Origin of the sequence: Sphingomonas astaxanthinifaciens DSM 22298, from assembly GCF_000711715.1 — a bacterium.
Classification (GTDB): Bacteria; Pseudomonadota; Alphaproteobacteria; order Sphingomonadales; family Sphingomonadaceae; genus Sphingomicrobium; species Sphingomicrobium astaxanthinifaciens_A.
The window spans coordinates 1,447,775-1,468,986 of the sequence record NZ_JONN01000001.1; the positions used below are offsets into that span (position 1 = coordinate 1,447,775).

Below are 21,212 nucleotides of genomic sequence, written 5' to 3' on the forward strand. Positions count from 1 at the left end.
GGTTTTCCAATCGACGAGACGCCCTCGATGAGAGATTCCGAACATCGCGCGCGGCTTGTTGCGAATAACTCTCATTAGCTTTAGCAAGACCTCACCGAAACGATCCCGCGTTTTCGAAGGAACTGACCTTGACCGTGCTTGCGCGCGCCCTTGCTGGCGCCACCCTTCTCGTCGTCCCCAACGCCGCCGCCATCGCCAGTGGCGGCACGACCACCGAGGCCGCCGCCGCGACTGAGGAACAGGCCGCGCAGGTCATCACCGTGACCGGCAAGCGCGAGGAATATGGGGTCAAGTCGACCATCACGGGGACCAAGACCAACACCCCGCTCAAGGACATTCCACAGGCGATGTCGGTCGTGTCGGAAGCGCAGATCGAGGACCAGTCGCTGCGCTCGGTCGCCGATCTCCTGCTCTTCGTGCCCGGCGCGACCCCGGGAACGGGCGAAGCCAATCGGGACCAGCTGACCCTGCGCGGCAACAACACCACCGCCGACTTCTTCGTCGACGGCCTGCGCGACGATGCTCAATATTTCCGCGACTTCTACAATCTCGACCGGGTCGAGGTACTGAAGGGTCCCAATGCGATGATCTTCGGTCGTGGCGGCGGCGGCGGGATCATCAACCGGGTGACCAAGCGCGCGACCCTGTCCGACGACCATCAGTTCCTGATCAGCCACGATAGCGAGGGCGGTACCCGCCTGACGGCCGACGACAATGTCCGTCTCGGCGGCGCGCTGGGCCTGCGGGTCAATGGCGTGTGGGAGCATGGCGACAGCTTCCGCGACTTCACCAAGGTCAAACGCTACGGCGTCAATCCGACGATCGGCTGGCAGCCCGGCGCCGATACCCGCGTCGACCTGTCCTACGAATATTTCCACGACCGTCGCACCGCCGACCGCGGCATCCCGTCGCAGGGCGGACGCCCGCTCGAGGGCTTCGACCGGGCCTTCTTCGGCGATCCCGACGACAGCTACTCGGACGCCGACGTCCAGATCGCGTCCCTCGCGATCGAGCAGAAGTTCGGCGACAACCTCCTGCTCCGCCACCGCAGCCAGTTCGCCGATTACGACAAATTCTACCAGAACATCTATCCGAGCGGCGCGGTGAGCAGCACCGGCACCGTCTCGCTCGGCGCCTACAACAGCCGCAACGACCGCCGGAACCTCATCAGCCAGACCGATCTCGTCTGGGACGGCAGCCTCGCCGGCATCGACCAGACCTGGCTGGCCGGTTTCGAGCTCAGCCGGCAGACCAGCCGCAACCACCGGATGAGCGGCACCGCCGTCGCGCCCGTGACGCTGGGCGAAACCGCCGTCGACCGGACGCCCAGCTTCACCACCCTGGCGAGTGACGCGGACAACCGGACCCGCGCGACCGTGGGCGCGGCCTATATCCAGAGCCAGCTGCGACCAGCGGACTGGATCGAACTTGTCGCGGGCCTGCGCTTCGACCGCTTCCGCCTGTCGGTCGACGACACGCGGCCCACCGTCGCCGACTTCGCACGGACCGACGAACTGGTGTCCCCCCGCATCGGCCTCGTTCTGAAGCCGCGCCGCGAACTGTCCCTCTACACCAGCTATTCGCGCTCTTATCTCCCGCAATCGGGCGACCAGTTCAGCGGGCTGACCTCGCTTACCAGCGAACTCAAGCCCGAGCGCTTCGACAACATCGAGGCGGGCGCCAAATGGGAGCTGCTCGACGGGCTGCTCGCGACGGCCGCCGTCTACCAGCTCGACCGGACCAACACCCAGTATCGCGATCCCGCGACCGGGGTGGTCCAGTTGTCGGGCGCGACCCGCAATCGCGGCCTCGAGCTGGGCATCGAGCGGAGCATCGCCTCGCGGCTGCAGATCTCGGCCGGCTATGCGCTGCAGAAGAGCGAGATCCGCCGCGCGACCAGCGCGCCGGCCGGGCGCAAGGTGCCGCTCGTCCCGCGTCACAGCTTCTCGCTCTGGTCCAAATATCAGTTCAGCAAGCCGTTCGCGGCGGGGCTGGGCGTGCTGGCGCGCTCGAAGAGCTATGCGTCGATCAACAACGCCGTCGTGCTGCCCGGCTATGCCCGGCTCGACGGGGCGCTCTATTACAAGCTGATGCCGGGCATCGAGGCGCAGCTCAACGTCGAGAACATCACCAACCGCGACTATTTCCCGACCGCGCACAACGACAACAATATCGCGCCCGGAGCCCCGCGGACGGCGCGCCTGACGCTGCGCGCGGACTTCTAGGCGGCCACGAGCGCCTCGCTTCGCGCGCGGATCCGCTGAAGGTCCTCGACGAAGCGGGCGCGTTCCTCGCGGCGGCGTTCCTCGTCGGGGATGCGAAGAAGGAAGCTCGGGTGAACCGTCACCCAGCATTCGCTTCCATCCGCCAGGACGAGGGGCGCCTCGCGCGCCTTGGTGATGGTCAGCGTCTTGCCGGTCAGCGAGCGAGCCGCGGTCGCGCCGAGTGCGACGGTCAGCGGCGGACGAATGATCGCCCGCTCCTGCTCCTGCCACCAGCGGCAGGAGTCGATCTCGCCCGCACCGGGCTTGGAATGGATGCGCTGCTTGCCGCGCAGCACGAACTTGAAATGCTTGACAGCATTGGTGACGTAGGTCTGGCTGCCTGCTCACCGACGAAGAAGATGCGCGCGTCGAGCGGCCCCTCGCCGAAGACGGTCTGGGTGCCGCAGCGGTGGAGGTCGCAGCGGGTGCAGGCCAGCGCCTCGCTCCGCAGCGCCGCCCAGGCCGCCTCGATGTTGCCGCCCGCCCGAGGCTGCGATTGTGCGCGTTCGATCATCTCCAGCTCCCGTGCCCGCGCCCCCGCGATCAGGGGAGCAACGAGCGCGGTCTCGGGCATGTTGCGCCAATATTTCTTCGGCATCTCCTTGAGCATCGCCTTCACCTTGAGGCGCGCGGGATTAAAGATGCTCGAATAATAGGTCCGCCAGGTTTCCTCGAGCGGGTCGCCGTCGGGCGCGTCGGCCCGAGTCGCGCCAGGACCTTCGCTGAGCGTCTCGCTCTCGGGCTCCCAGTGGATCGACAGCTCGGGCGTCAGGATCGACCACCGCATCGTGGCGAAGCGGCGGACGAAGAAGCCCGCCTCGCGCCGGACGATGTGATGGTCGGGCTCGAAGAAGGCGACGAAGCGGGTACCGCCCTCCTCCGCCACTTCGCGGAAGCGGACGAACGCGTGCATCTTGTGCGCGTCGCGGCGGACTTCCTTGGCCAGCTTCTCGAGCCGGTCGACGAGCGGATCGGCGCGGTCGTCGAGCGCGCGGCGATTGGCCTTCAATTTCCACAGCAGGCTGTAGAGAAGCGCGAAGCGCTGCGGGTCGGAGTGGCAGATGGCCGCCTTGGCGAGGTCGATGAAGGGCTTGGGCACGGAGAACATCGGTTCGCCCCCGGTCGGCGGCGGGACCGCGCCTTCGCTCCCGAACAATCCGCCGTCGTCGCCCGCGACCTGCCACACCACGCCCATGGGAGGCACGCCCGCGAGGATCAGCTCGCGCGCGGCGGCGCGCCAGCCATCGAAGTCGTCCGGCCGGTCGAGCGTGATCTTGAGCGGGTCGACCTGCGGCCCGTCGGGGAGCAGCACCCCCGCCTTGCCGCTGAGGCCGTGCCGCGCGTCGAACAGGTCGGCCGGATTGCCGCAGCGGCCGTTGGCGTCGCTCACGCCGCGAACAATTCCATCTGCTTGGCGTCGGGCTTGATCCAGCGCTTGAGGTCGGCGCGGTCGGTAAGCAGGGTCGGTCGCCAGTCGCTGGTGACGATGAACGGGCGGATCTTGGCGATGCTGACGGTCAACCGCGCGACGTCGTCGAGCGTGAAGGTGCGATAGCGGCGCGAGCGGAGCAGCCGGTCGACCGCCTTGGTCCCAAGGCCGGGCACCCGCAGCAACTGCTCGCGGCTGGCGCGATTGACGTCGACCGGGAAATGCTCCCGGAACTTGAGCGCCCAAGCAAGCTTGGGGTCGATGTCGAGCGGAAGCATGCCGTCGGGCTCGGCCGCGCTCACCACTTCCTCCGGCTTGAACCCGTAGAAGCGCATCAGCCAGTCGGATTGATAGAGACGATGCTCGCGCATCAATGGCGGGCGCTGGAGCGGGAGCACCGCGCTGGCGTCGGGGATGGGCGAAAAGGCCGAGTAATAGACGCGGCGAAGGCTGAACCGGCCGTAGAGCGTGCTGGCCTTGAGGACGATGTCGCCATCGGTCGCTGCGTCGGCACCGACGATCATCTGGGTCGACTGGCCAGCCGGCGCAAAACTGGGCGCCGAGCGATATTTCTTCTTCGCGTCCTTGCCGTCCTCGATCGCGCCTTTCATGCCGAGCATCGCACCCTCGATCTGCGGCGCGCTCTTCTCGGGGGCGAGGCGCTTGAGGCCGGGCTCGGTCGGAAGCTCGACGTTGATCGAGACGCGATCGGCGTAGAGGCCCGCCATCAGGACCAGCTCGGGATCGGCGTCGGGGATGGTCTTCAAATGGATGTAGCCGCGGAAATCATGGTCCTCGCGCAGGCTGCGCGCGACCTCGACCAACTGCTCCATCGTGTAGTTGGACGAGGCGATGATCCCCGACGACAGGAACAGGCCCTCGATATAGTTGCGCTTATAGAAGGCGAGAGTGAGCTGGACGACTTCCTGCGCCGTGAAGCGCGCGCGGCGGACGTTCGAACTCTTGCGGTTGATGCAATAATGGCAGTCGAAGATGCAGCTGTTGGTCAGCAGGATCTTGAGGAGGCTGATGCAGCGCCCGTCGGGAGCATAAGCGTGGCAGATGCCCATACCCTCGGTCGAGCCGATGCCCTTGCCGCCGACACTGTTGCGCTTCGACGTCCCCGAGGACGCGCAGCTGGCATCATATTTGGCCGCATCCGCGAGGATCGCCAGTTTCTCGCGAGTGTCGAGCTGCGCCATATGTTCGGTATATGTTCCCCGCTCGCGATTGCAAGCTTTTCCGGTCTTTTCCTCGGCTTAGGTCAAACCGGAAGCTTGTCGCGCGCCTTAGCGGCGAGCTTGCCGACGGGAACGTCGTTGAGCATCCGATAGCGTGCCTCGATCAGGCAGTAGAGGCCGAACAGGAACAAGCCGACCGCGACGATCGAATCCCACGGCGAGGTCAGCCAGTCGAGCGCTTCCTCCATCCCGCCGGCCTCGCGCGACTTCTGCTCGAGCCCGGCGCTCACCAGGAAGCTGCCGGTGATGAGGAAGACGAGGCCGCGCGCGGCATAGCCCCCCTGCCCCGTCCAGCGCGCCCAGGGCTGGCCGGCCACGCGCGGCTCGAGATGCCGGAGGAAATCCGCCTTCCACGCCTTGATTAGTTGTGCGACGCCGACGCCGAGGAGGACGAGACCGGCGATCTCGAGCATGAACGTGCCAAGCGGAAGCTGGAGCGCGGTTGCCGCCCCCTGCTCGGCCCCGCTGTCCGCGCCACCTCCGCCCGCGCCAGTCCCGCGGAACAGTCGGAGCGCCTGCCACGCGAGGAACAGGTGGACGACCCCACTGACCGCCGCGCCGACCCGTTCGCGCTTGCCGCGGCCGTCGCTCCCGTGCCGCTCGACATTGAAGGCGGCGTCGGCGAGCCGCCACAGGCCATAGGCGAGGAAGCCGAGGATGATGAGGAGGAGGAGGATCCGGCCGCCCCCCTCGGCGACGACCCCGAGCGCGCCGGTCGCATCCTCGGTCCTGCCCGAGCGAAGGACCAGAAGGCCGATCACCAGATAAAGCAGCCCGCGCGCGGCAAAGCCGAGGCGGGTGAATATGGTCATTGCGGCGCTGGGGTCGGTGCGCATCGGGTCGGCTCTCCTTCCAGGGCCCAACCCGCGCCAGTCAACAGCCGTTCCGTGCCGGCAACAGCGGCCTTTCGGCCATGTGCCCGCTTATTGCTCGGGCGGGGTGTCCGCGGCGTCCTGCTCGTTGCGCTCGGCAACGCCCTGCTGGATTTCCTTCAGGCCGCAGCCGAGTTCGCCGCCGGGGCCAACGCCCGAGCAGGTGCCGGGTCCGGTCTGGCCCACAGTCGCGAGCTGCTTGGAACGGGTCGCCCAGCTCTGGCTGAGTTGCGGCGGGCCCGACGGACGCAGCGCCTCGGGCAGCCGATAGCGTTCCTTCTCGGGGCGCCGGGCGCAGACCACGACCTCGTCATCGGTGGCGCGCGGGCAGGGATCGGTGCCGAACACCACGATCTCCTTGGTGCGCGGCGCGGACTGCTGCGCCGCGGCCGGAAGCGCGGCGGCAAGGTCGGCGCCGGCGAGGGCGAGGGCCGCGAATGACAGGCTGGTCTTCATGTTCGTCGTCCTTTCAGGCGCTTCAGCGCTTGGGGGCGCCGCGTCGTTCCGCGGCTAGACCTTCTTGGAGACCGCAATGGCGGCCTTGCAGATGGAGCGGATGGCAAAGCTGAGCAGCGGATAGGCCGGCGTCTCGAGCGCGCCATGCTCGCGCGCGGTGTCGCGATGCTCGAGCTCCTCGGCCTGGAACTGGCGGATGTCTGCGCTCAGTTCGGGGTCGCGGTCGCCGAGCTGCTCAAGCTGCTCGGCATAATGGATGTCGATCTCGGTCTCGACCGCCTCGGTGCAGGCCATGGCCGCCTTCTCGCTGATCAGCGCGGTGACCGCGCCGAGCGCGAAGCCGCCGACGTGCCAGAGCGGCTGGAGCAAGGTCGGGCGGACCCGGCGCTCGGCCAGCAACTGATTGAAGCGGGCGAGATGCCGCTCCTCCTGCGCCGCCATGTGCGCCACCAGATGCGCCGCCGGCGAGGCCCCGCGCAGCACGGCAAGCTGGCCGGCGTAGATGCGAGTTGCGCCATATTCGCCGGCATGGTCGACACGCAGCATCGAATGCAGGTCGGGCCTGCGGTCGCCCGGCTTCCAGCCGGGATTCAGCGCTTCGCCATCAGCCACGTGATCACTCCCACCGACAACAGCGAGATAATGGCATTCCAGGCCGCGAGCGACAGACCGGCAAAGGACCATTGCACCTGGTCGCAGCGGACCAGCGGGGTCGCGAGGATCGACTTCAGGAGCTCGTCGGGTGTCGCGCCGGCGGCGGTGGTCGAGCAGGCCGTCAGCCCCTGCCACCAGCCCGCCTCGACTCCGGCATGGAAAACCCCGATCGCGCCCGAGACGGCGATGGCGATCACCGCCAGCACGGTCAGCAGGCGGGCCTGCCGCGGCAGCGCGAGCGAGAGGCCGGCAAGAACGATGGCAGCAAGGTGCGGCCAGCGCTGCCACATGCACATCTCGCAGGGCACGAGCCCGCCGATCACCTGCGAACCGAGCGCGCCGAGCAGCAGGGCGCCGGGCACCGCCAGCGCAAGCCACTGGGCGAGGCGGAGCCTTCCGCCGGACACCGCCGCGAGCGAGGTCGTGCGGGCGTCCATCAGCGCGCCTTGGACAGGCTCGAAGGCCCGGAGGCCAAGCGGCGCAGCGCCTTTACCGCATAGTCGAGCTGGAAGTCCTTGACCCCCTTCTTCTCGAGCTCGGCGGCGGTCAGGTTGAAGCGCGGATCGACGCTGTCGTCCTTTTCAAGGAGCTTGTCGTCGACCTTGTTCTGGCTGATCAGGTGACGGCGGAGGTCGGCTTCGCGGACGGTCGGGCGATCCTTGTAGTCGGGGTCGCTGAGCTGGGGCACGACGATGTCGGGGTCGATCCCGCCCGCCTGCACCGAGCGGCCCGACGGCGTGTAATAGCGTGCCGTGGTCAGGCGCAGCGCGCTGTTCTGGTCGAGCTGGATCACGGTCTGGACCGAGCCCTTGCCGAAGCTCCGCTCACCCATGACCAGCGCGCGGCGATGATCCTGAAGCGCGCCTGCGACGATCTCGGCCGCGCTCGCCGAACCGGCGTCGACCAGCACGATCAGCGGCTTGCCGCCGGTGAGGTCTCCCGGGCGGGCATAGAAACGCTCGATATCGTCCTTGGCGCGGCCGCGCTCGCTGACGATCTCGCCGCGGTCGAGGAAGGCGTCGCTGACCGACACCGCCTGGTCGAGCAGCCCGCCGGGGTTGCTGCGCAGGTCGATGATGTAGCCGATCGGCTTGGCCGCGCCGGCGGCCTTGTCCATCGCGGTCAGCGCCGCGGCGACCTGGTCACCGACATTGGCGGAGAACTGGTTGATGTTGAGGACGCCGACGCCGTCCTTGATCTCCCACTTGACCGGGCGAAGCTCGATCCGCTCGCGCTTCAGGGTCACGTCGAACGGCTTGTCACGGCCCGGGCGGACGATGGTCAGCTTGATCGCGCTGCCGGGAGGGCCGCGCATCTTCTCGACCGCCTGGTCGAGGTCGAGGCCGTAGAGCAATTCGCCATCGAGGTGGGTGATGTAGTCGCCCGCCTTGATGCCCGCGCGGTCGGCCGGCGTGTCCTCGGTCGGGGCGATCACCTTGACGGTGCCGTCCTCCTGCGTGACCGACAGGCCGAGCCCGCCGTAATTGCCGTCGGTGGTGGTCTTCAATTGCTGGAAGTCCGACGCCTCCAGATAGCTGCTGTGCGGATCGAGGCTGGCGAGCATGCCGTCGATCGCCCCCTTGATCAGCTGGTGGTCGTCGACCTTGTCGACATAATTGGCGCGGACCCGCTCGAAGACCCCCATGAAGGTCTCGAGCTCCTTGTAGGTGTCGGCATCGGCCGCGGCGACGGTGGCCGTGGTGACGGGGACCAGCGCGAGCGCGCCGACGAGGGCCAGAGGCGGAAGGAGCTTGCGGATCATGGACTCACTTCTAGCGATTACTGCCGCCAGTTAACAGCGGCGAGGATGAACGGGCGATGAGGGCGGCAGGCTCGGCCGTGCCGCCATGAAACAGTTCGGCGGTGACCGGGCCGAGCGCGCGGCCGACCGGCGTCCCGGCGGCGACCCGCTCCCCCGCGCGGACCGAGGCGCGGGTCCCGGTCAACAGGGTCATGAAGCCCCCGCCATGATCAATCACCACTACCGCGGCCTGGCGACGGAAGGGGCCGGCGAAGGCGACGGTGCCGGCGGCCGGCGCGGTCACCTGCGTCCCCGCCGCCGCGGCGATGGTGACACCGCGGCTGCGGACCCCGTTGGCGAGGAGCTCGCCCATGCCCACCGAGACCGGCCCGGTGGCGGGGACCTGCCAGGCGAGGCCGGCATCGGGCGCCGCGCCCTCGGGGCCGAGCGGCCGCGCCTCGGCTGGAGGAAGCGCCGCCAGCTGCGCGGCGAGGCGGAGCGCGAGCCGGCGCTGTTCCGCCTCGCCGGCGAGGTCGGCGACCCGCTCGCTGCGGTCGATCACCCGGTCCGTTGCCCCAAAGGCCAGCGCACCGTTGCGCTCGGCACTGGCGAGAAGGGCCTGCTCGAGCGACAGCAGGCGCTGGCGGGCCTTGGCGGAACGATCGCGCTCGCTCGCAAGCTGCGCCTGCAGCTGTCCCTGCCGGCGCTCGAGCGCGGTGGCCGAATCGAGCTGTCGGCGAAGTCCCGCCGAGCGCCGCTCGACCTCGGGCCCCAGCGTCCGGACCAGGGCGGCGAGCCGGACCTGCTCCTCGGCGGTGCGGGCGCCTGCGAGCGCCAGCCAGGCGGGACGGCGCGCGGCTTCGGCCAGTCCGGCGAGAAGTGCCGCAGTCGGCCGGCGCGCCTCGGCCAGCCGGGCAGCGGCAGCCTCGCGGCGACGGCGCAGGTCGAGAAGCTGGGTTTCGGCAAGCGCGATCCGGGCGTCGATCGCGACGATCGCCTGGGCGGCGGCGGCGGATTGCGCGGCGGCGCGCTCGGCCCCGCTGCGCGCATCTGCGGCGGCCCGGTCGAGGCGCTGCTGCTCGGCCTGCGCTTGGGCGGCCTCGTCGGCGGCGACGCGGACGGGATCGGCCGCCGAGGCAAGCAGGGGCGCGAGACCGAGGATCAGCAGGCGGCGCATCGGCTCAGCCTTGCCGGTGATAGGGGTGTCCTGCAAGCCAGCTGGTTGCCCGGTAGAGCTGCTCGGCGAGCATGGCGCGGGCAAGAAGGTGCGGCCAAGTCGCCGGCCCGAAGCTCAGGAGCAGGTCCGCCGCCTCCCGCTCGGTGTCGGAATGGCCGTCGGCGGCCCCGATCACGAAGCGGCATTCGCGCCGGCCTTCGTCCCGCCAGCGTTCGAGCCGGGCGGCGAGCTCGCTCGAAGCCAGCGCCTTGCCGCGCTCGTCGAGGAGCACCGTGACGGCCGGGGTCGTCGGCGGCGGGACGGACCCGCCGCGATCCGGGAGCTCGGTCAGCTTCGACGGCCAGGTCAGCCGCTTGAGATAGCGGTCGGTAAGCTCGGCCTCGGGCGAGCGGCCGATCTTGCCCCTCGCGATGATGTGCAGCAGCAACTAGCCCGCCGCGACCGCCTTCTCGTCCCCGAATGCCCACATGCGCTCGAGATTGTAGAAGGTGCGGACCTCGGGGCGGAACAGGTGGACGATGATGTCGTCGGCATCGATCAGCACCCAGTCCGCCGTCGGCAGCCCCTCGATCCGGACCAGTTTGCCATGGTCCTGCTTGAGGCGGTCGGCGAGCTTGGTGGCCATGCTGGCGACCTGGCGCGTCGAACGGCCCGAGGCGATGACCATGTGGTCGGCGATGCTGGACTTGCCCGCAAGGGGGATGGAGACAATGTCGAGGGCCTGATCATCGTCGAGGCTGCGCAGGACTGCGTCATGCAGTTCGTCGACGGTGGCCGATGCGGGTGCACTGGCCTGTTCAGGGGTGTCGGCCAAGGTCTCTCCTGTGTCTTGCATAAGGTGGAACGCACGAGGCCGCGGCCGTGTTGCGGCCGAAGCGTTCATGCCAAAGGGGGTCGGCGGCGCGGAGCTGCGTGGCGGAGGTCCGATCGGGCGGAAGCCTCAGGAAAATGATCGCCGGGGCACTCCAACGCGTCCAGTCGCTTTGCTGGCTGCGGGGCCGGACGAAGCGCCGAAGCCAGCTCGCAGCGCGAGCCGTGCGAGCGTCGTCATCATACCCCGGCCGGGACATGACCGCAATCGGCAGCTGTCGGGCGAGCGTTCGCCAGTCCTTCCACTGATGGAATTGCGCCACAGTATCCTCGCCCATCAGCCAGATGAAGCGGTCGTTGGGATAGCGGCGGAGCACCGCCCGGACGGTGTCGACGGTATAGACGGTGCCCAGCCGGCACTCGAGGTCGGTCGGCCGGATCCGCGAGCGCCGGGCCATTGTCCGTGCCGAGGCGAGCCGCGCGGCGAAGGGCGCCATACCCTGCTTCGGCTTGAGCGGATTGCCGGGCGAGACCAGCCACCAGACTTCGTCGAGGCCGAGCGCATCGGCCGCCGCGAGGCTCATCGCCCGGTGCGCGCGATGCGCCGGGTTGAAGCTCCCGCCGAGAAGTCCGATGCGCCGTTCCACGCCGCCGGGGCTAGCAGGCGTCGCTCGCCTCTGCCAATCTGGCCGCCTCTCGGGGGAGAAGAATGAACGCGCTCGAACAGCCCATCGTCGCGACCGGCGACGCGAGCTGCCTCAATTGCGGCACGCCGCTCGGCGGCGCCTTCTGTGCCAATTGCGGCCAGAAGGCGCGGATCAATCGCTCGCTCGCCGCTTTCTTCAGTGATCTCGTCGCCGGGCTGTTCAACTTCGAGAGCCGCTTCTGGCGGACGCTGCCGATGCTGGCCTGGTGCCCGGGCGATCTCACCCGCCGCTATGTCGAGGGTCAGCGGGCGCGCTTCATCTCGCCGATCGCGCTCTACCTGTTCAGCGTGTTCCTGATGTTCGCGGCGCTCGGCGCGAGCATGGGGGGCGACGGCGGAATCAGCTTCAACAGCAAGGTCGACGAATCGATCGTCAAGACCCGCCAGCAGATCGCCACCCTCGAGAAGCAGCGGGCCCAGCTTTCGGCCAAGGGGGCCAGCACCGCCAGCGTCGACCGCAAGCTCGCCGCCGAGCGCGACGACCTTGGCGACCTCCAGAAGGTCAAGGACGGCACGATCGTCGGTGGCTTCACCGACGGGACAAGCCAAGGCCCGCCGCAACTGGTCAATGCGGTGAAGAAGGCGACACAAAATCCGCGCGAGGCGATGGGCCATGTCCAGGAAGCCGCGTCGAAATACAGCTGGGTGCTGATCCCAATCTCGCTTCCCTTCATGTTCCTGCTGTTCCCGCTGCGGCGCCGCCACGTCTTCGACCACGCGGTGTTCGTGACCTATTCGCTCTCGTTCATGATGCTGCTGATCCTGGCCGGCAGCCTGATGGTCCTGATCGGGATCAGCAACTGGGTCCCGCTGCTGCTGCTGCTGCCGCCGATCCACATGTACCGGCAATTGAAGGGCGCCTATCAGCTGCGCTGGTGGAGCGCCCTGTTCCGCACCTTCCTGCTGCTGAACTTCGCCTTCATCGCGCTCGGGCTCTTCACCGCCGCGGTCGTCGCGCTCGGCCTGCTCAGCTGATCAGGCGCAGGGGTAGCGCCGCGCGAGGATGTGGCGAAAGCCGTCGGTGGTGGTCATGCCCTTGGCCTGCGCGGCGGGGATGGCGCGCAATTCGGCAAGGACCTGCTGCGGCTTCATTGCGAGCGACTTCTGGTCCTTGGGCGGGCAATAAGGCGGCTTGCGGCCCGCCTTCTCGGCGGCGAGGCGCTCGGCGCGGAGCGCTGCCGCCGCAGCCTTCATCTCGTCCTGCAGCGCCCTGATCTCGCCCATGCTGAAGACCGCCAGCGGTCCCTTCTTCTCAAGCGCAGTCCCGCGCTGCACGAATGACGGGAGCGGCATCGATTGCGCCGCCGCGAGGCTGGCGGTGGAGGCAAGCGCAAGGAAGGCGAGAATAGGTCTGATCATGGGTCCCCCCGGACAAGTGGCGTAGGCGCCGGCTCAGCGCCGGCAGGGATATTTCTTCTGCAGGACGACGAGCATGGCGGCGCGCAGGCTCATCCGCTGGCGCTGGGCCTGCGGAATCTTCCGCAGCGCACCAAGGAATTCCATATTGCCCATCTCGGCGCGCGGCTTCGCGCTGCAATAGAGGATCGGCTTCCCCGCCTTTTCGGCGGCCTCGCGCTCGTGCTGGATGCTCTCCCCCGCTGCGGTGCCTTCGCGCTGGAGCTTCTTGTAGTCGGGGTCGAACAGCGCGAGCGGCCCCTTGCCGAGCAGCCGATCGGCCCGCTCGAGAAAATTCTGCGCTGTGCCCGGGGCGGCCGCCGCGACAGGGGTGGCAAGGGCGACGATGACAAGGGCGAGGCCCGGCACGAAAAAGCGGCTTATGCCCGAGACATGCGCCGCAGGAGTGAACGCGATGTGAATGCTCAGGCGCCGGCCGAAGCGGTCCCGCCGATCCCGCCCGCCTTGCGGGTCTTGGGAATGCCGGCACCCGCAGGGGGCACGACCGGCTTGGACGAGCCGCCACGATCGATCGAGCCGCCCTCGAGGACGTGCTTGATCTCGTCGCCCGACAGCGTCTCATATTCGAGCAGCGCCTTGGCGAGCGAGTGCAGCTGATCCTCGTGGGTAGTCAGCAGCTCGCGCGCCCGCTCGTAACCCGCCTCGACGATCCGGCGGATTTCCTTGTCGATCGCCTGCGCCGTCTCGTTCGACATCTGCCGGCCCGAGTTGCGTGAATAGCCGAGGAACACCTCCTCCTCGGCCTCGGCATATTGCAGTGGGCCGAGCTCGTCCGACATGCCCCAGCGCGTGACCATGTCGCGGGCGAGGCCGGTCGCATACTGGATGTCCGACGAAGCGCCCGAGCTTACCTTGTCGTAGCCGAAGATGACTTCCTCGGCGACGCGGCCCCCCATGGCGACCGACAGGTTCGCGTACATCTTGTCGCGGTGGTAGCTGTAATTGTCCCGCTCGGGCAGCCGCATGACCATGCCCAGCGCGCGGCCGCGCGGGATGATCGTCGCCTTGTGGATCGGATCGGACGCGGGCTCGTGGAGGGCGACGATGGCGTGGCCGGCCTCGTGATAGGCGGTCATCCGCTTCTCGTCCTCGGTCATGACCATCGAGCGCCGCTCGGTGCCCATCATGACCTTGTCCTTGGCTTCCTCGAATTCCTGCATCGCCACCAGCCGCTTGCCCTTGCGCGCGGCGAGCAGCGCGGCCTCGTTGACGAGGTTGGCGAGGTCGGCGCCCGAGAAACCGGGCGTGCCGCGGGCGATGGTCCGCGAGTCGACGTCGGGCGCCAGCGGCACCTTCTTCATGTGGACGCCGAGGATCTGCTCGCGGCCCTCGATGTCGGGACGGGGCACCACGACCTGGCGGTCGAATCGGCCCGGGCGCAGCAGCGCGGGATCGAGCACGTCGGGACGATTGGTCGCGGCGATGATGATGATGCCCTCGTTGGCCTCGAAGCCGTCCATCTCGACCAGCAGCTGGTTGAGCGTCTGCTCGCGCTCGTCATTGCCGTTGCCGAGGCCGGCGCCGCGATGGCGGCCGACGGCGTCGATCTCGTCGATGAAGACGATGCAGGGCGCCGACTTCTTTGCCTGCTCGAACATGTCGCGGACCCGGCTCGCGCCGACGCCGACGAACATCTCGACGAAGTCCGAGCCCGAGATGGTGAAGAAGGGGACGCCCGCCTCACCCGCGATGGCGCGGGCGAGCAGGGTCTTGCCGGTGCCGGGCGAGCCGACCAGCAGCGCGCCCTTGGGGATCTTGCCGCCGAGACGCGCGAAGCGGCCCGGATCCTTCAGGAATTCGACGATCTCCTGGAGCTCTTCGCGGGCCTCGTCGATGCCGGCGACATCGGCGAAGGTCACGCGGCCTTCCTTGGGCGTCAGCACCTTGGCTCGGCTCTTGCCGAAGCCCATCGCGCCCGAGCCCGCATTCTTCTGCATCTGGCGCATGATGAAGAAGCTGATTCCGAGGATCAGCAGGAACGGCAGCGACTGGTAGAGGAGGATGAGCCAGAAGCTCGACTGTTCGGCTTCCTTGACCTGGACCTGGACGCCGGCCTGGAGCAGCCGCTCGGTGACCTGCGCATCGGCCGGGGCGGTGGTGCGGAAGCTTTCGCCGCTGGCGAGCTTGCCGGTGATGACCTGGTTGCCGCTGGTGGTGGTCGAGCTGGTGACCTGCTTGACGTCGCCCTCGGTCACCTTGCGGACAAATTCGGAATAGGCGATCGGATTGCCGGTCGCCGCATTGCTGCCGCCCCCGAGCATCTGCGCGAACAGCACAAGGGCGAAGAGGACGCCGACCCAGATCAGCAGGCTCTTGGTCCAGGGGTTCCCGGGCTTCTTGTTCTTCTCGTCCATGGCGACAATGTAGGTGAGGCAGGGCCCACCGCCTAGAGGGGCCCGTGGGCCATGCCGGGATTCGATTCGCCGCGCTCAGGTCACGGTTCGCCTCACCCGCCGGCCAAGTGCTTGTCCGGGAAGGGAACATCACCCTAGCGTTAAGGAACCGTTGGGCTGATCGCCGCGATACTGCGCGGAACGTCGGTCCTTTCCCTGTCGATGGAGCCCAGATGCGCGTTCTCGCCTTTGCCGCCTGGATTCTGGCCCTCTTCTCCGCGCAGCCCGTGCTGGCGGCCTCCAACCCCGCGCTGAAGTCGGTGGAGCAACAGCTGGCCTCGCTCCTCGCTTCGCGCAGCGGTGACGTCGGGGTCGCCGCGCTGGACCTCGCCTCGGGCGAGATGATCGCGGTCAACGGCGACAAGAGCTATCCAATGGCGAGCACGATGAAGGTCGCGGTCGCCGCCGCTTTCCTCGCGCAGGTCGACCACGGCCGGCGCAGCCTCGACGACCGAATCGCCGGCCAGTCGGCGCGCGGGCTGCTCGAGGCGATGCTGATCCATTCGAACAACGTCGCGACCGATCATCTCATCAACAATCTCGGCGGACCGACCGCGGTCCAGAGCTGGCTGACATTCAACAATGTTCGCGGCGTTCGCGTCGACCGCACCATCGCCCGCCTGCTCGCCGACAAGCGTGACCTGTGGGACCTGCGCGACAGCGCGACACCGCTGGCGATGGTTCAGCTGCTGCGAACGATCGACAGGGGTAATGTCCTAAGCCAGTCCAGCCACCGCTACCTGCTGAGCGTCATGGCCCGCTGCCAGACCGGCAAGAACCGGATTCGCGGCATGCTGAGCGGCGTGCCCATCGAGCACAAGACCGGCACGCTCAACAATTACGCCAGCGATGTCGGCTTCATCACCATGCCCGACGGCCGCCGGCTGGCCATCGCCATTTTCGCCCGCGGCGGCACGGATCGTCCGACCACCATCGCGCAGACCGCGCGCACCATCTACGACGGCTTCGCGACCTGGGTGCGCGCCAACCTGTTCGATCCCCTCGGTTCGAGCGCCACCGCCAACTAGGCGCGCGGCGGCTCGGGCGAGAGCTTCCACACTTCCCCGCCAGTCAGCAGCGCGCCCGCGAGCGTGCACCGCCCCCCGCGGCGCAGACACTCGAGCGCGCGGTCGAGTTCGGGCCCGCGCGGGCGTCCCGGTCCCAGCCGGCGGAAGGCCCTGGCGAGTAGCCTGCGCTGCAATTCGGCGGGAAGGTCGAAGGCATGCAGGCTGACGCCCGAAGCGGTCACCCACAGCCGCTCCTGCTCGAGCGGGCGAAGGGCAAAATCGAGTGCTTCCTCGGCCTCCGCCAGCGCAGCCGCCGAACGGGCCAGCCGGGCGGGCTCGATCCAGTCATGCGCCGCCAGCAGCGAGCGGAAGCGGGTCCGGTCGTGCGCCGGGTCGCGGTTCGAGGGATCGTCGACGGGGTCGATGCCAGCCTGCTCGACCACCGCCCGGAGCTCGGCCTTGGACCAGTCGAGTAGCGGGCGGATGATGGTGAGGTCGGGCGAGATGGGCAGCCGCTCGCGGATCGCGGACAGGCCCGACAGGCCGCTACCGCGCGCGAGGCGCATGAGCAGGGTCTCCGCCTGGTCGTCGGCATGATGCGCGGTGGCAAGCCAGCGCAGCCGCCGCGCCATCATCCACAGGGCAAGCACGTCGTAGCGGGCGTCGCGGGCACGCGCCTGCCGGCTGGCACCGTCGGCGACTTCGGCGCGGAGGGTGAAATGGGGAACGCCGAGCCGGTCGCAGATGTCGGCGACCTTCGCCGCCTCGGCCGCGCTTTCGGGCCGGAGGCCGTGATCGACCGTCGCGACCTCGATGTCGTTCGGCCGCGCGCGGGCAGCGAGGAGCAGCAGGGCGAGGCTGTCGGGCCCTCCCGATACCGCAAGGCCGACCCGCCCCTCGGGAGCGAGCCGGTCGAGCGTGGCGTCGAAGAGTGGGTCGCCCGTTACTTGCACCCCGCCTTGGCCTTGGCCGCCGGAAGCAGCGCCCGCAGATCGGCGCGGATGCCGCTGCCGTAGACTTCCTCCAGCTCGGCATAGGCCTTGCAGGCCTGCGCGGGCTGCTTGAGCGCCATCAGCGACTGGCCGAGATAAAATAGGCTGTCGGGCGCCCGCTCGCCTTTCGGATTGCCGCGATAATTGGCGAGCAGCGCCTCGGCGGCGGCGCGCGGCTGGCCGCTGTCGAGCAAGGCGCGCCCGGCAAGGTTGTTGGCCCAGCTCACCCGGCGGTGGCCCGGGAAGCTCGACGCCATGGCCCGCAGCGCGGCGACCGCCTGCGGATATTTCTTCTGCATCCACAGCTGGTAGCCGACGTCATAGGCCGCTTCGCCGTCGGCGGTGACGTCGCCGGTCCGAACGGGCTTGGGTGCCGGCGCCGGCTTGGGCTCGGCCGGCAGGGCGGCTTCGGTCGGGGGCTCGCTCGTGGCCGCCGCGGGCTCGGCCGGCGCGCTGGTCTCGATCCGGCGAAGGCGCGTGTCGAGGTCGGTGCGCAGCCGCGACAGCTCGGTCTCGAGCGTGGCGACGCGGTTGCCATTTTCCTCGGCGAGGCGAGTCATTTCGGCCAGCTGCCGCTCGAGCGCGTCGATCCTGTTCGACAAGGCGACCACGACCACCTGGCTGGCGGCGGGGCTGTCGTCGACTCCAGCGGTGTCGGCGGGCTGGCCCTTGGGGAAGACCTGCCGCTGGAGCTGGCGGGTCTGCCGCTCGAGGCGGTCGATCCGCTGCTCGGGGCTCGGCTGGCGCTGGGCGGTGGCAGGGACGGCAAGGGCGAAGGCCGAAAGGCCGAGGAGAAGGTGGCGCATCATGACCTTTTCCGTGTCGGCAGCGAGCTTGCCGGTCAATGAACTAGCGCGCGGCGGGCGCAGCCGGGGCGGCGGGCGTTGCGGCAGGGCCACGCATCAGGTCGGCAGGAAGCAGGCTGACGTTGCCGACCGTGGTGTCGGCAGGGCCGACCGGCGGGGCGTCCGCGGTTCCGACCGAGATGCGGATCGACTGTGGCCGTCCCGTGCGGAGGACCGGCGCGGTCGCGGTCGCGGGCACCTCGTAGCTCTGGCCCGAGGAGAGCTCCGCTTCGAACAATTTCTTGCCGCCGCGCTCCTTGACCTGGATCCAGACCGGTTCGTTGGCGGTGATCACGACCGGGCCGGTCGGCGTGGCGGCCGGCGTCGCCCCCGGGGCCGGCGGAGCGCCTGCGGCAGGAGCCTGCGCCGGGTCGGTAGCGGGCGCGGGATCGGCCGAGGGGCTAAGCTGCCGATTGTGCCAGAGGAGCGCTGCGGCGATCACGGCAACCAGCGCCAGCAGCGCCACGATGACCAGCCAGCGCGGCATGACCCGGGCCGGATCGGCCGGCTCGAACACCTGCGCTTCGGGACGGGCGGCGAGCGCGCCATGACCAAGCTCGGCCCGGAGTGCATCGCCGATCTCGGTGCGGTCGAGGCCGACCACCGTGGCATAGGATTTGGCAAATCCCATGGTGTAGGTCGGGGCCGGAAGCTTTCCCCACTCCGAATTCTCGAGGCTCTCCAGGTGCCGCGTCGGAATGCGGGTTCGAGCAGCGACGTCCTCGAGCGTGATTCCCTGGGCCTCGCGCGCGGTTCGCAGCTGCTCGCCGACTGTCACCGAACCGTCCGTCACGTCATCCATTGCGAACCGCCCCGCCTCTTCATGAACGCCACTTGCTGCACCGCCTTGTTGCGGGGTGAAGGGCAACCGTCAACTTGCACGCCTCAGTCGAGCGCGACCGAGTGCCGCCTGGCCCAGTCGGTGAGGGTCTTGCGCATGTCGCGCGGGGGCTTGGCGAGCAGGGCCGCCACCTTGGCCTGAACCGCCGCCGCGTCGAGCGAGCGGAGCATCGCCTTGACCGGCCCGACCGCGGCCGGGGTGATCGAGAAATTGGTGATCCCGATCCCGACCAGCGCCATGGCCTCGAGCGGGCGGCCGCCCATCTCGCCGCAGACGCGGACGGGCACGCCCGCCGCATTGGCCTCGACCGAGATGCGGCGCAGGAAGCGCAGGATCGCCGGGCTCAGCCAGTCGTAGCGCAGCGCGAGCCGCGGATCGGCGCGATCGGCCGCGAACAGGAACTGCGTGAGGTCATTGGTGCCGATCGACAGGAAGTCGACTCGCGGCAGCAGCTGGTCGAGCATTTCGGCAAGGCTCGGCACCTCGAGCATCGCGCCGAATTCGATCTTCGCGGGCCCGGGCTTGCGCTTCTTCACCCACTCGATCTGCGCCTCGAACAGCGCGCGCGCCTCCTCATATTCCCATGGCTCGGAGATCATCGGGAACATGACCCGGAGGATGCGGCCCTCGGCGGCCTCGATCAGCGCCCGGGCCTGGGCTTTCATCAGCGCGGTGCGATCGAGGCTGAGACGGAGCGCGCGCCAGCCCATCGCCGGATTCTCGGATTCGTCGCTGGCGTCGGCGAGATAGGGCAACGCCTTGTCGCCGCCGATGTCGACCGTGCGGAAGACCACCGGCCGGTCGCCCGCCGCCTCGAGCACCTGGCGGTAGAGCCGATACTGGGCGTCGCGCCCCGGCAAGGCGGCGGAGATGAGGAACTGGAACTCGGTCCGGAACAGGCCGATCCCGTCGGCGCCGCTCAAATCGAGCTGGGCCGCGTCCTCGGCGAGACCGGCATTGACCATCAGGGTCGCGCGCAACCCGTCCTTGGTGATCGGCGGAAGCGCGCGGATCGCCGCAAATTCGGCGCGGCGGCGCTGGCTCATCGCCATGCGCCCCTCGAACGAGGTGGCGACGGTCCGCGTCGGCCGGACGACCAGGCTGCCCTGGTTGCCGTCGATCAGCAGGGTATCCCCCTCGCCCGCGATATGACCGATGTCCTTGACCCGGCCGATCACCGGCACCCCCATGGCGCGGGCGACGATGGTGACATGGGCGGTGAGCGAACCTTCCTCGAGCACCACGCCCTTCAGCCGGCGGCGGTCATATTCGAGAAGCTCGGCGGGTCCGAGGTTGCGGGCGATGAGGATGGCGTCCCCGCTCAGCCCGGTCTGCGCCGCCGTGCCCATCCGCCCGCTGACGATTCGCATCAGCCGGTTCGACAGGTCCTCGAGGTCGTGCATCCGCTCCTTGAGCAGCGGATCGTCGATCTCCTGCATCCGGGCGCGGGTGCGCTGCTGGACCCGCTCGATCGCCGCCTCGGCGGTGAGGCCGCTGTCGATCGCGGTGTTGATCCGCCGGACCCAGCCCTCGTCATAGGCGAACATCTTGTAGGTCTCGAGGATCTCCTGATGCTCGCCCGCGGTGCCGAATTCGGCTTCGCGGGTCATGTGCTCGATCTGCTCGCGCATCTTGCGGAAGGCGGAGATGACGCGCGACCGCTCGAGCTCGGGATCGTCGGCGACCGTATGCTCGACCACCACCCGCGGCTGGTGGAAGACCGCGGTTCCCCGCGCCATGCCAGCGACGAGTTTCAGGCCGGCGAGGCGCACCATTCCCTCGCGCTGGCCGCCGCGCCGCTCGGCGCCGTCGACCAGCCGCGCCCCGGCGATGAGTTCGCTCAGCACCATGGCGACGGTCTGCAGCGCCTCGATCTCGACATCGGCATAGGCCCGCGGATCGGCATGCTGGACCGCAAGCACCCCGATCGCACGCTCGCGAAAGATGATCGGCACGCCCGCGAAGCTGTGGAACTTGTCCTCGCCCGTTTCGGGCCGATAGGCGAAGGCCGGGTGATTGCTGGCCTCGGCAAGATTGAGGATCCGCCCTTCCGAAACGATCGTGCCGACCAGGCCCTGGCCGGGCGCAAGGCGGGTGACGTGCACCGCTTCCTTGTTGAGGCCATGGGTCGCGAACAGCTCGAGCACCGAATCGCGCAGCAGGTAGATCGAGCAGACCTCGCTCCCCATCGCTTCGGCGATCAGGTCGACGACATGGTCGAGCTTGGTCTGCGCCGCGCCGCGTCCGGCCATGACTCCGTGCAGACCCGTCAGGATCTCGCGGGCGGAAGTGGCGGCGGACAGGGGCATGGGCGCATTCGCTAACAGACAGGCCCGCGGCTTCCAAGCGAGCAGCCCGGCCGCGGCGG

The 21,212-nt window shown here is 68.9% G+C and carries 20 protein-coding genes and 1 pseudogene; 3 read left to right on the plus strand and 18 right to left on the minus strand.

Features of this window, described 5'->3' with window-relative positions; genetic code table 11:
• Nucleotides 1-134 precede the first annotated feature (134 nt).
• A complete protein-coding gene (locus tag BS69_RS0107465; RefSeq protein ID WP_245605151.1) occupies nt 135-2,225 on the plus strand; it encodes a TonB-dependent receptor in 2,091 nt (696 codons plus the stop codon).
• Here the strand turns inward: BS69_RS0107465 and BS69_RS13245 are convergent.
• From BS69_RS13245 to BS69_RS0107520, 11 genes and pseudogenes are all read right to left on the minus strand, one after another.
• Nucleotides 2,222-3,537: pseudogene (locus tag BS69_RS13245) on the minus strand (TIGR03915 family putative DNA repair protein). The gene BS69_RS0107465 and the pseudogene BS69_RS13245 overlap by 4 nt on opposite strands.
• Nucleotides 3,538-3,650: 113 nt before the next feature.
• Nucleotides 3,651-4,895, minus strand: a complete 1,245-nt coding sequence (locus BS69_RS0107475; RefSeq protein WP_029941339.1) for a putative DNA modification/repair radical SAM protein — start codon at nt 4,893-4,895, stop codon at nt 3,651-3,653.
• A gap of 62 nt (nt 4,896-4,957) precedes the next feature.
• Entirely contained in the window at nt 4,958-5,770 is an 813-nt protein-coding gene (locus BS69_RS0107480; RefSeq protein WP_051676621.1) for a DUF1206 domain-containing protein, read from the minus strand.
• Nucleotides 5,771-5,857: 87 nt separating this feature from the next.
• Complete coding sequence (locus BS69_RS0107485; RefSeq protein ID WP_029941341.1) at nt 5,858-6,262, minus strand: hypothetical protein; 405 nt, start codon at nt 6,260-6,262, stop codon at nt 5,858-5,860.
• A gap of 54 nt (nt 6,263-6,316) precedes the next feature.
• Nucleotides 6,317-6,808, minus strand: coding sequence for a demethoxyubiquinone hydroxylase family protein (locus BS69_RS0107490; protein ID WP_051676749.1), 492 nt, complete (start codon nt 6,806-6,808; stop codon nt 6,317-6,319).
• Between the two features lie 44 nt (nt 6,809-6,852).
• Entirely contained in the window at nt 6,853-7,353 is a 501-nt protein-coding gene (locus BS69_RS0107495) for a disulfide bond formation protein B (protein ID WP_051676622.1), read from the minus strand.
• The gene (locus BS69_RS0107500; protein WP_029941344.1) at nt 7,353-8,678 is read right to left on the minus strand and encodes a S41 family peptidase; all 1,326 of its coding nucleotides are present in this window, start codon (nt 8,676-8,678) and stop codon (nt 7,353-7,355) included. Before BS69_RS0107500 ends, BS69_RS0107495 begins: the two co-directional genes overlap by 1 nt.
• 10 nt (nt 8,679-8,688) lie before the next feature.
• Nucleotides 8,689-9,834: a murein hydrolase activator EnvC family protein gene (locus BS69_RS0107505; RefSeq protein ID WP_037504433.1), complete on the minus strand. Its 1,146-nt coding sequence runs from the start codon at nt 9,832-9,834 to the stop codon at nt 8,689-8,691.
• A gap of 4 nt (nt 9,835-9,838) precedes the next feature.
• Nucleotides 9,839-10,261, minus strand: a complete 423-nt coding sequence (locus BS69_RS0107510; RefSeq protein WP_029941346.1) for a 23S rRNA (pseudouridine(1915)-N(3))-methyltransferase RlmH — start codon at nt 10,259-10,261, stop codon at nt 9,839-9,841.
• On the minus strand, nt 10,262-10,648 hold the full coding sequence (gene rsfS, locus BS69_RS0107515; protein ID WP_245605123.1) for a ribosome silencing factor: 387 nt from the start codon (nt 10,646-10,648) through the stop codon (nt 10,262-10,264). It abuts the gene before it with no gap.
• Complete coding sequence (locus tag BS69_RS0107520; protein WP_084184369.1) at nt 10,632-11,291, minus strand: nicotinate-nucleotide adenylyltransferase; 660 nt, start codon at nt 11,289-11,291, stop codon at nt 10,632-10,634. Before BS69_RS0107520 ends, rsfS begins: the two co-directional genes overlap by 17 nt.
• 62 nt (nt 11,292-11,353) lie before the next feature.
• On the opposite strand from BS69_RS0107520, the gene BS69_RS0107525 reads away from it, so the two are divergent.
• A complete protein-coding gene (locus tag BS69_RS0107525; protein ID WP_051676623.1) occupies nt 11,354-12,325 on the plus strand; it encodes a DUF3667 domain-containing protein in 972 nt (323 codons plus the stop codon).
• Here BS69_RS0107525 and BS69_RS0107530 read toward each other — a convergent pair whose 3' ends face one another.
• The 3 genes from BS69_RS0107530 to ftsH are packed head-to-tail and all read right to left on the minus strand — an operon-like array spanning nt 12,326 to nt 15,120.
• Nucleotides 12,326-12,709 carry a hypothetical protein gene (locus BS69_RS0107530; protein ID WP_051676624.1) on the minus strand — a complete coding sequence of 128 codons (384 nt, stop codon included), beginning with the start codon at nt 12,707-12,709 and terminating at the stop codon, nt 12,326-12,328. It abuts the gene before it with no gap.
• 33 nt (nt 12,710-12,742) lie between these two features.
• Nucleotides 12,743-13,114, minus strand: coding sequence for a hypothetical protein (locus BS69_RS0107535; protein ID WP_029941351.1), 372 nt, complete (start codon nt 13,112-13,114; stop codon nt 12,743-12,745).
• Nucleotides 13,115-13,170: 56 nt separating this feature from the next.
• Nucleotides 13,171-15,120, minus strand: coding sequence for an ATP-dependent zinc metalloprotease FtsH (gene ftsH / locus BS69_RS0107540; RefSeq protein WP_029941352.1), 1,950 nt, complete (start codon nt 15,118-15,120; stop codon nt 13,171-13,173).
• A gap of 212 nt (nt 15,121-15,332) precedes the next feature.
• Between ftsH and BS69_RS0107545 the strand changes: the two genes are divergently transcribed.
• Nucleotides 15,333-16,187 carry a serine hydrolase gene (locus BS69_RS0107545; protein WP_245605124.1) on the plus strand — a complete coding sequence of 285 codons (855 nt, stop codon included), beginning with the start codon at nt 15,333-15,335 and terminating at the stop codon, nt 16,185-16,187.
• On the opposite strand, the gene tilS is transcribed toward BS69_RS0107545, so the two are convergent.
• From tilS to ptsP, 4 genes are all read right to left on the minus strand, one after another.
• Nucleotides 16,184-17,119 (minus strand): tRNA lysidine(34) synthetase TilS, encoded by a 936-nt coding sequence (gene tilS, locus BS69_RS0107550; RefSeq protein WP_051676625.1) that lies wholly within the window; start codon nt 17,117-17,119, stop codon nt 16,184-16,186. The two genes, BS69_RS0107545 and tilS, sit on opposite strands and share 4 nt — an antisense overlap.
• Nucleotides 17,110-17,967, minus strand: coding sequence for a tol-pal system YbgF family protein (locus BS69_RS14430; protein ID WP_169738074.1), 858 nt, complete (start codon nt 17,965-17,967; stop codon nt 17,110-17,112). Before BS69_RS14430 ends, tilS begins: the two co-directional genes overlap by 10 nt.
• A gap of 40 nt (nt 17,968-18,007) precedes the next feature.
• Entirely contained in the window at nt 18,008-18,805 is a 798-nt protein-coding gene (locus BS69_RS0107560) for a helix-turn-helix domain-containing protein (RefSeq protein WP_037504435.1), read from the minus strand.
• 83 nt (nt 18,806-18,888) lie between these two features.
• Nucleotides 18,889-21,153 (minus strand): phosphoenolpyruvate--protein phosphotransferase, encoded by a 2,265-nt coding sequence (ptsP, locus tag BS69_RS0107565; RefSeq protein ID WP_029941357.1) that lies wholly within the window; start codon nt 21,151-21,153, stop codon nt 18,889-18,891.
• Between the last annotated feature and the right edge of the window lie 59 nt (nt 21,154-21,212).

Excerpts from the sequence above, each read along its gene's own strand:
- BS69_RS0107475 (WP_029941339.1), bottom strand. The coding sequence starts at position 4,895 with ATGGCGCAGCTCGACACTCGCGAGAAACTGGCGATCCTCGCGGATGCG.
- BS69_RS0107480 (WP_051676621.1), bottom strand. The coding sequence starts at position 5,770 with ATGCGCACCGACCCCAGCGCCGCAATGACCATATTCACCCGCCTCGGC.
- BS69_RS0107485 (WP_029941341.1), bottom strand. The coding sequence starts at position 6,262 with ATGAAGACCAGCCTGTCATTCGCGGCCCTCGCCCTCGCCGGCGCCGAC.
- BS69_RS0107490 (WP_051676749.1), bottom strand. The coding sequence starts at position 6,808 with ATGCTGCGTGTCGACCATGCCGGCGAATATGGCGCAACTCGCATCTAC.
- BS69_RS0107495 (WP_051676622.1), bottom strand. The coding sequence starts at position 7,353 with ATGGACGCCCGCACGACCTCGCTCGCGGCGGTGTCCGGCGGAAGGCTC.
- BS69_RS0107500 (WP_029941344.1), bottom strand. The coding sequence starts at position 8,678 with ATGATCCGCAAGCTCCTTCCGCCTCTGGCCCTCGTCGGCGCGCTCGCG.
- BS69_RS0107505 (WP_037504433.1), bottom strand. The coding sequence starts at position 9,834 with ATGCGCCGCCTGCTGATCCTCGGTCTCGCGCCCCTGCTTGCCTCGGCG.
- BS69_RS0107525 (WP_051676623.1), top strand. The coding sequence starts at position 11,354 with ATGAACGCGCTCGAACAGCCCATCGTCGCGACCGGCGACGCGAGCTGC.
- BS69_RS0107530 (WP_051676624.1), bottom strand. The coding sequence starts at position 12,709 with ATGATCAGACCTATTCTCGCCTTCCTTGCGCTTGCCTCCACCGCCAGC.
- ftsH (WP_029941352.1), bottom strand. The coding sequence starts at position 15,120 with ATGGACGAGAAGAACAAGAAGCCCGGGAACCCCTGGACCAAGAGCCTG.
- BS69_RS0107545 (WP_245605124.1), top strand. The coding sequence starts at position 15,333 with ATGCGCGTTCTCGCCTTTGCCGCCTGGATTCTGGCCCTCTTCTCCGCG.
- BS69_RS14430 (WP_169738074.1), bottom strand. The coding sequence starts at position 17,967 with ATGATGCGCCACCTTCTCCTCGGCCTTTCGGCCTTCGCCCTTGCCGTC.
- BS69_RS0107560 (WP_037504435.1), bottom strand. The coding sequence starts at position 18,805 with ATGGATGACGTGACGGACGGTTCGGTGACAGTCGGCGAGCAGCTGCGA.
- ptsP (WP_029941357.1), bottom strand. The coding sequence starts at position 21,153 with ATGCCCCTGTCCGCCGCCACTTCCGCCCGCGAGATCCTGACGGGTCTG.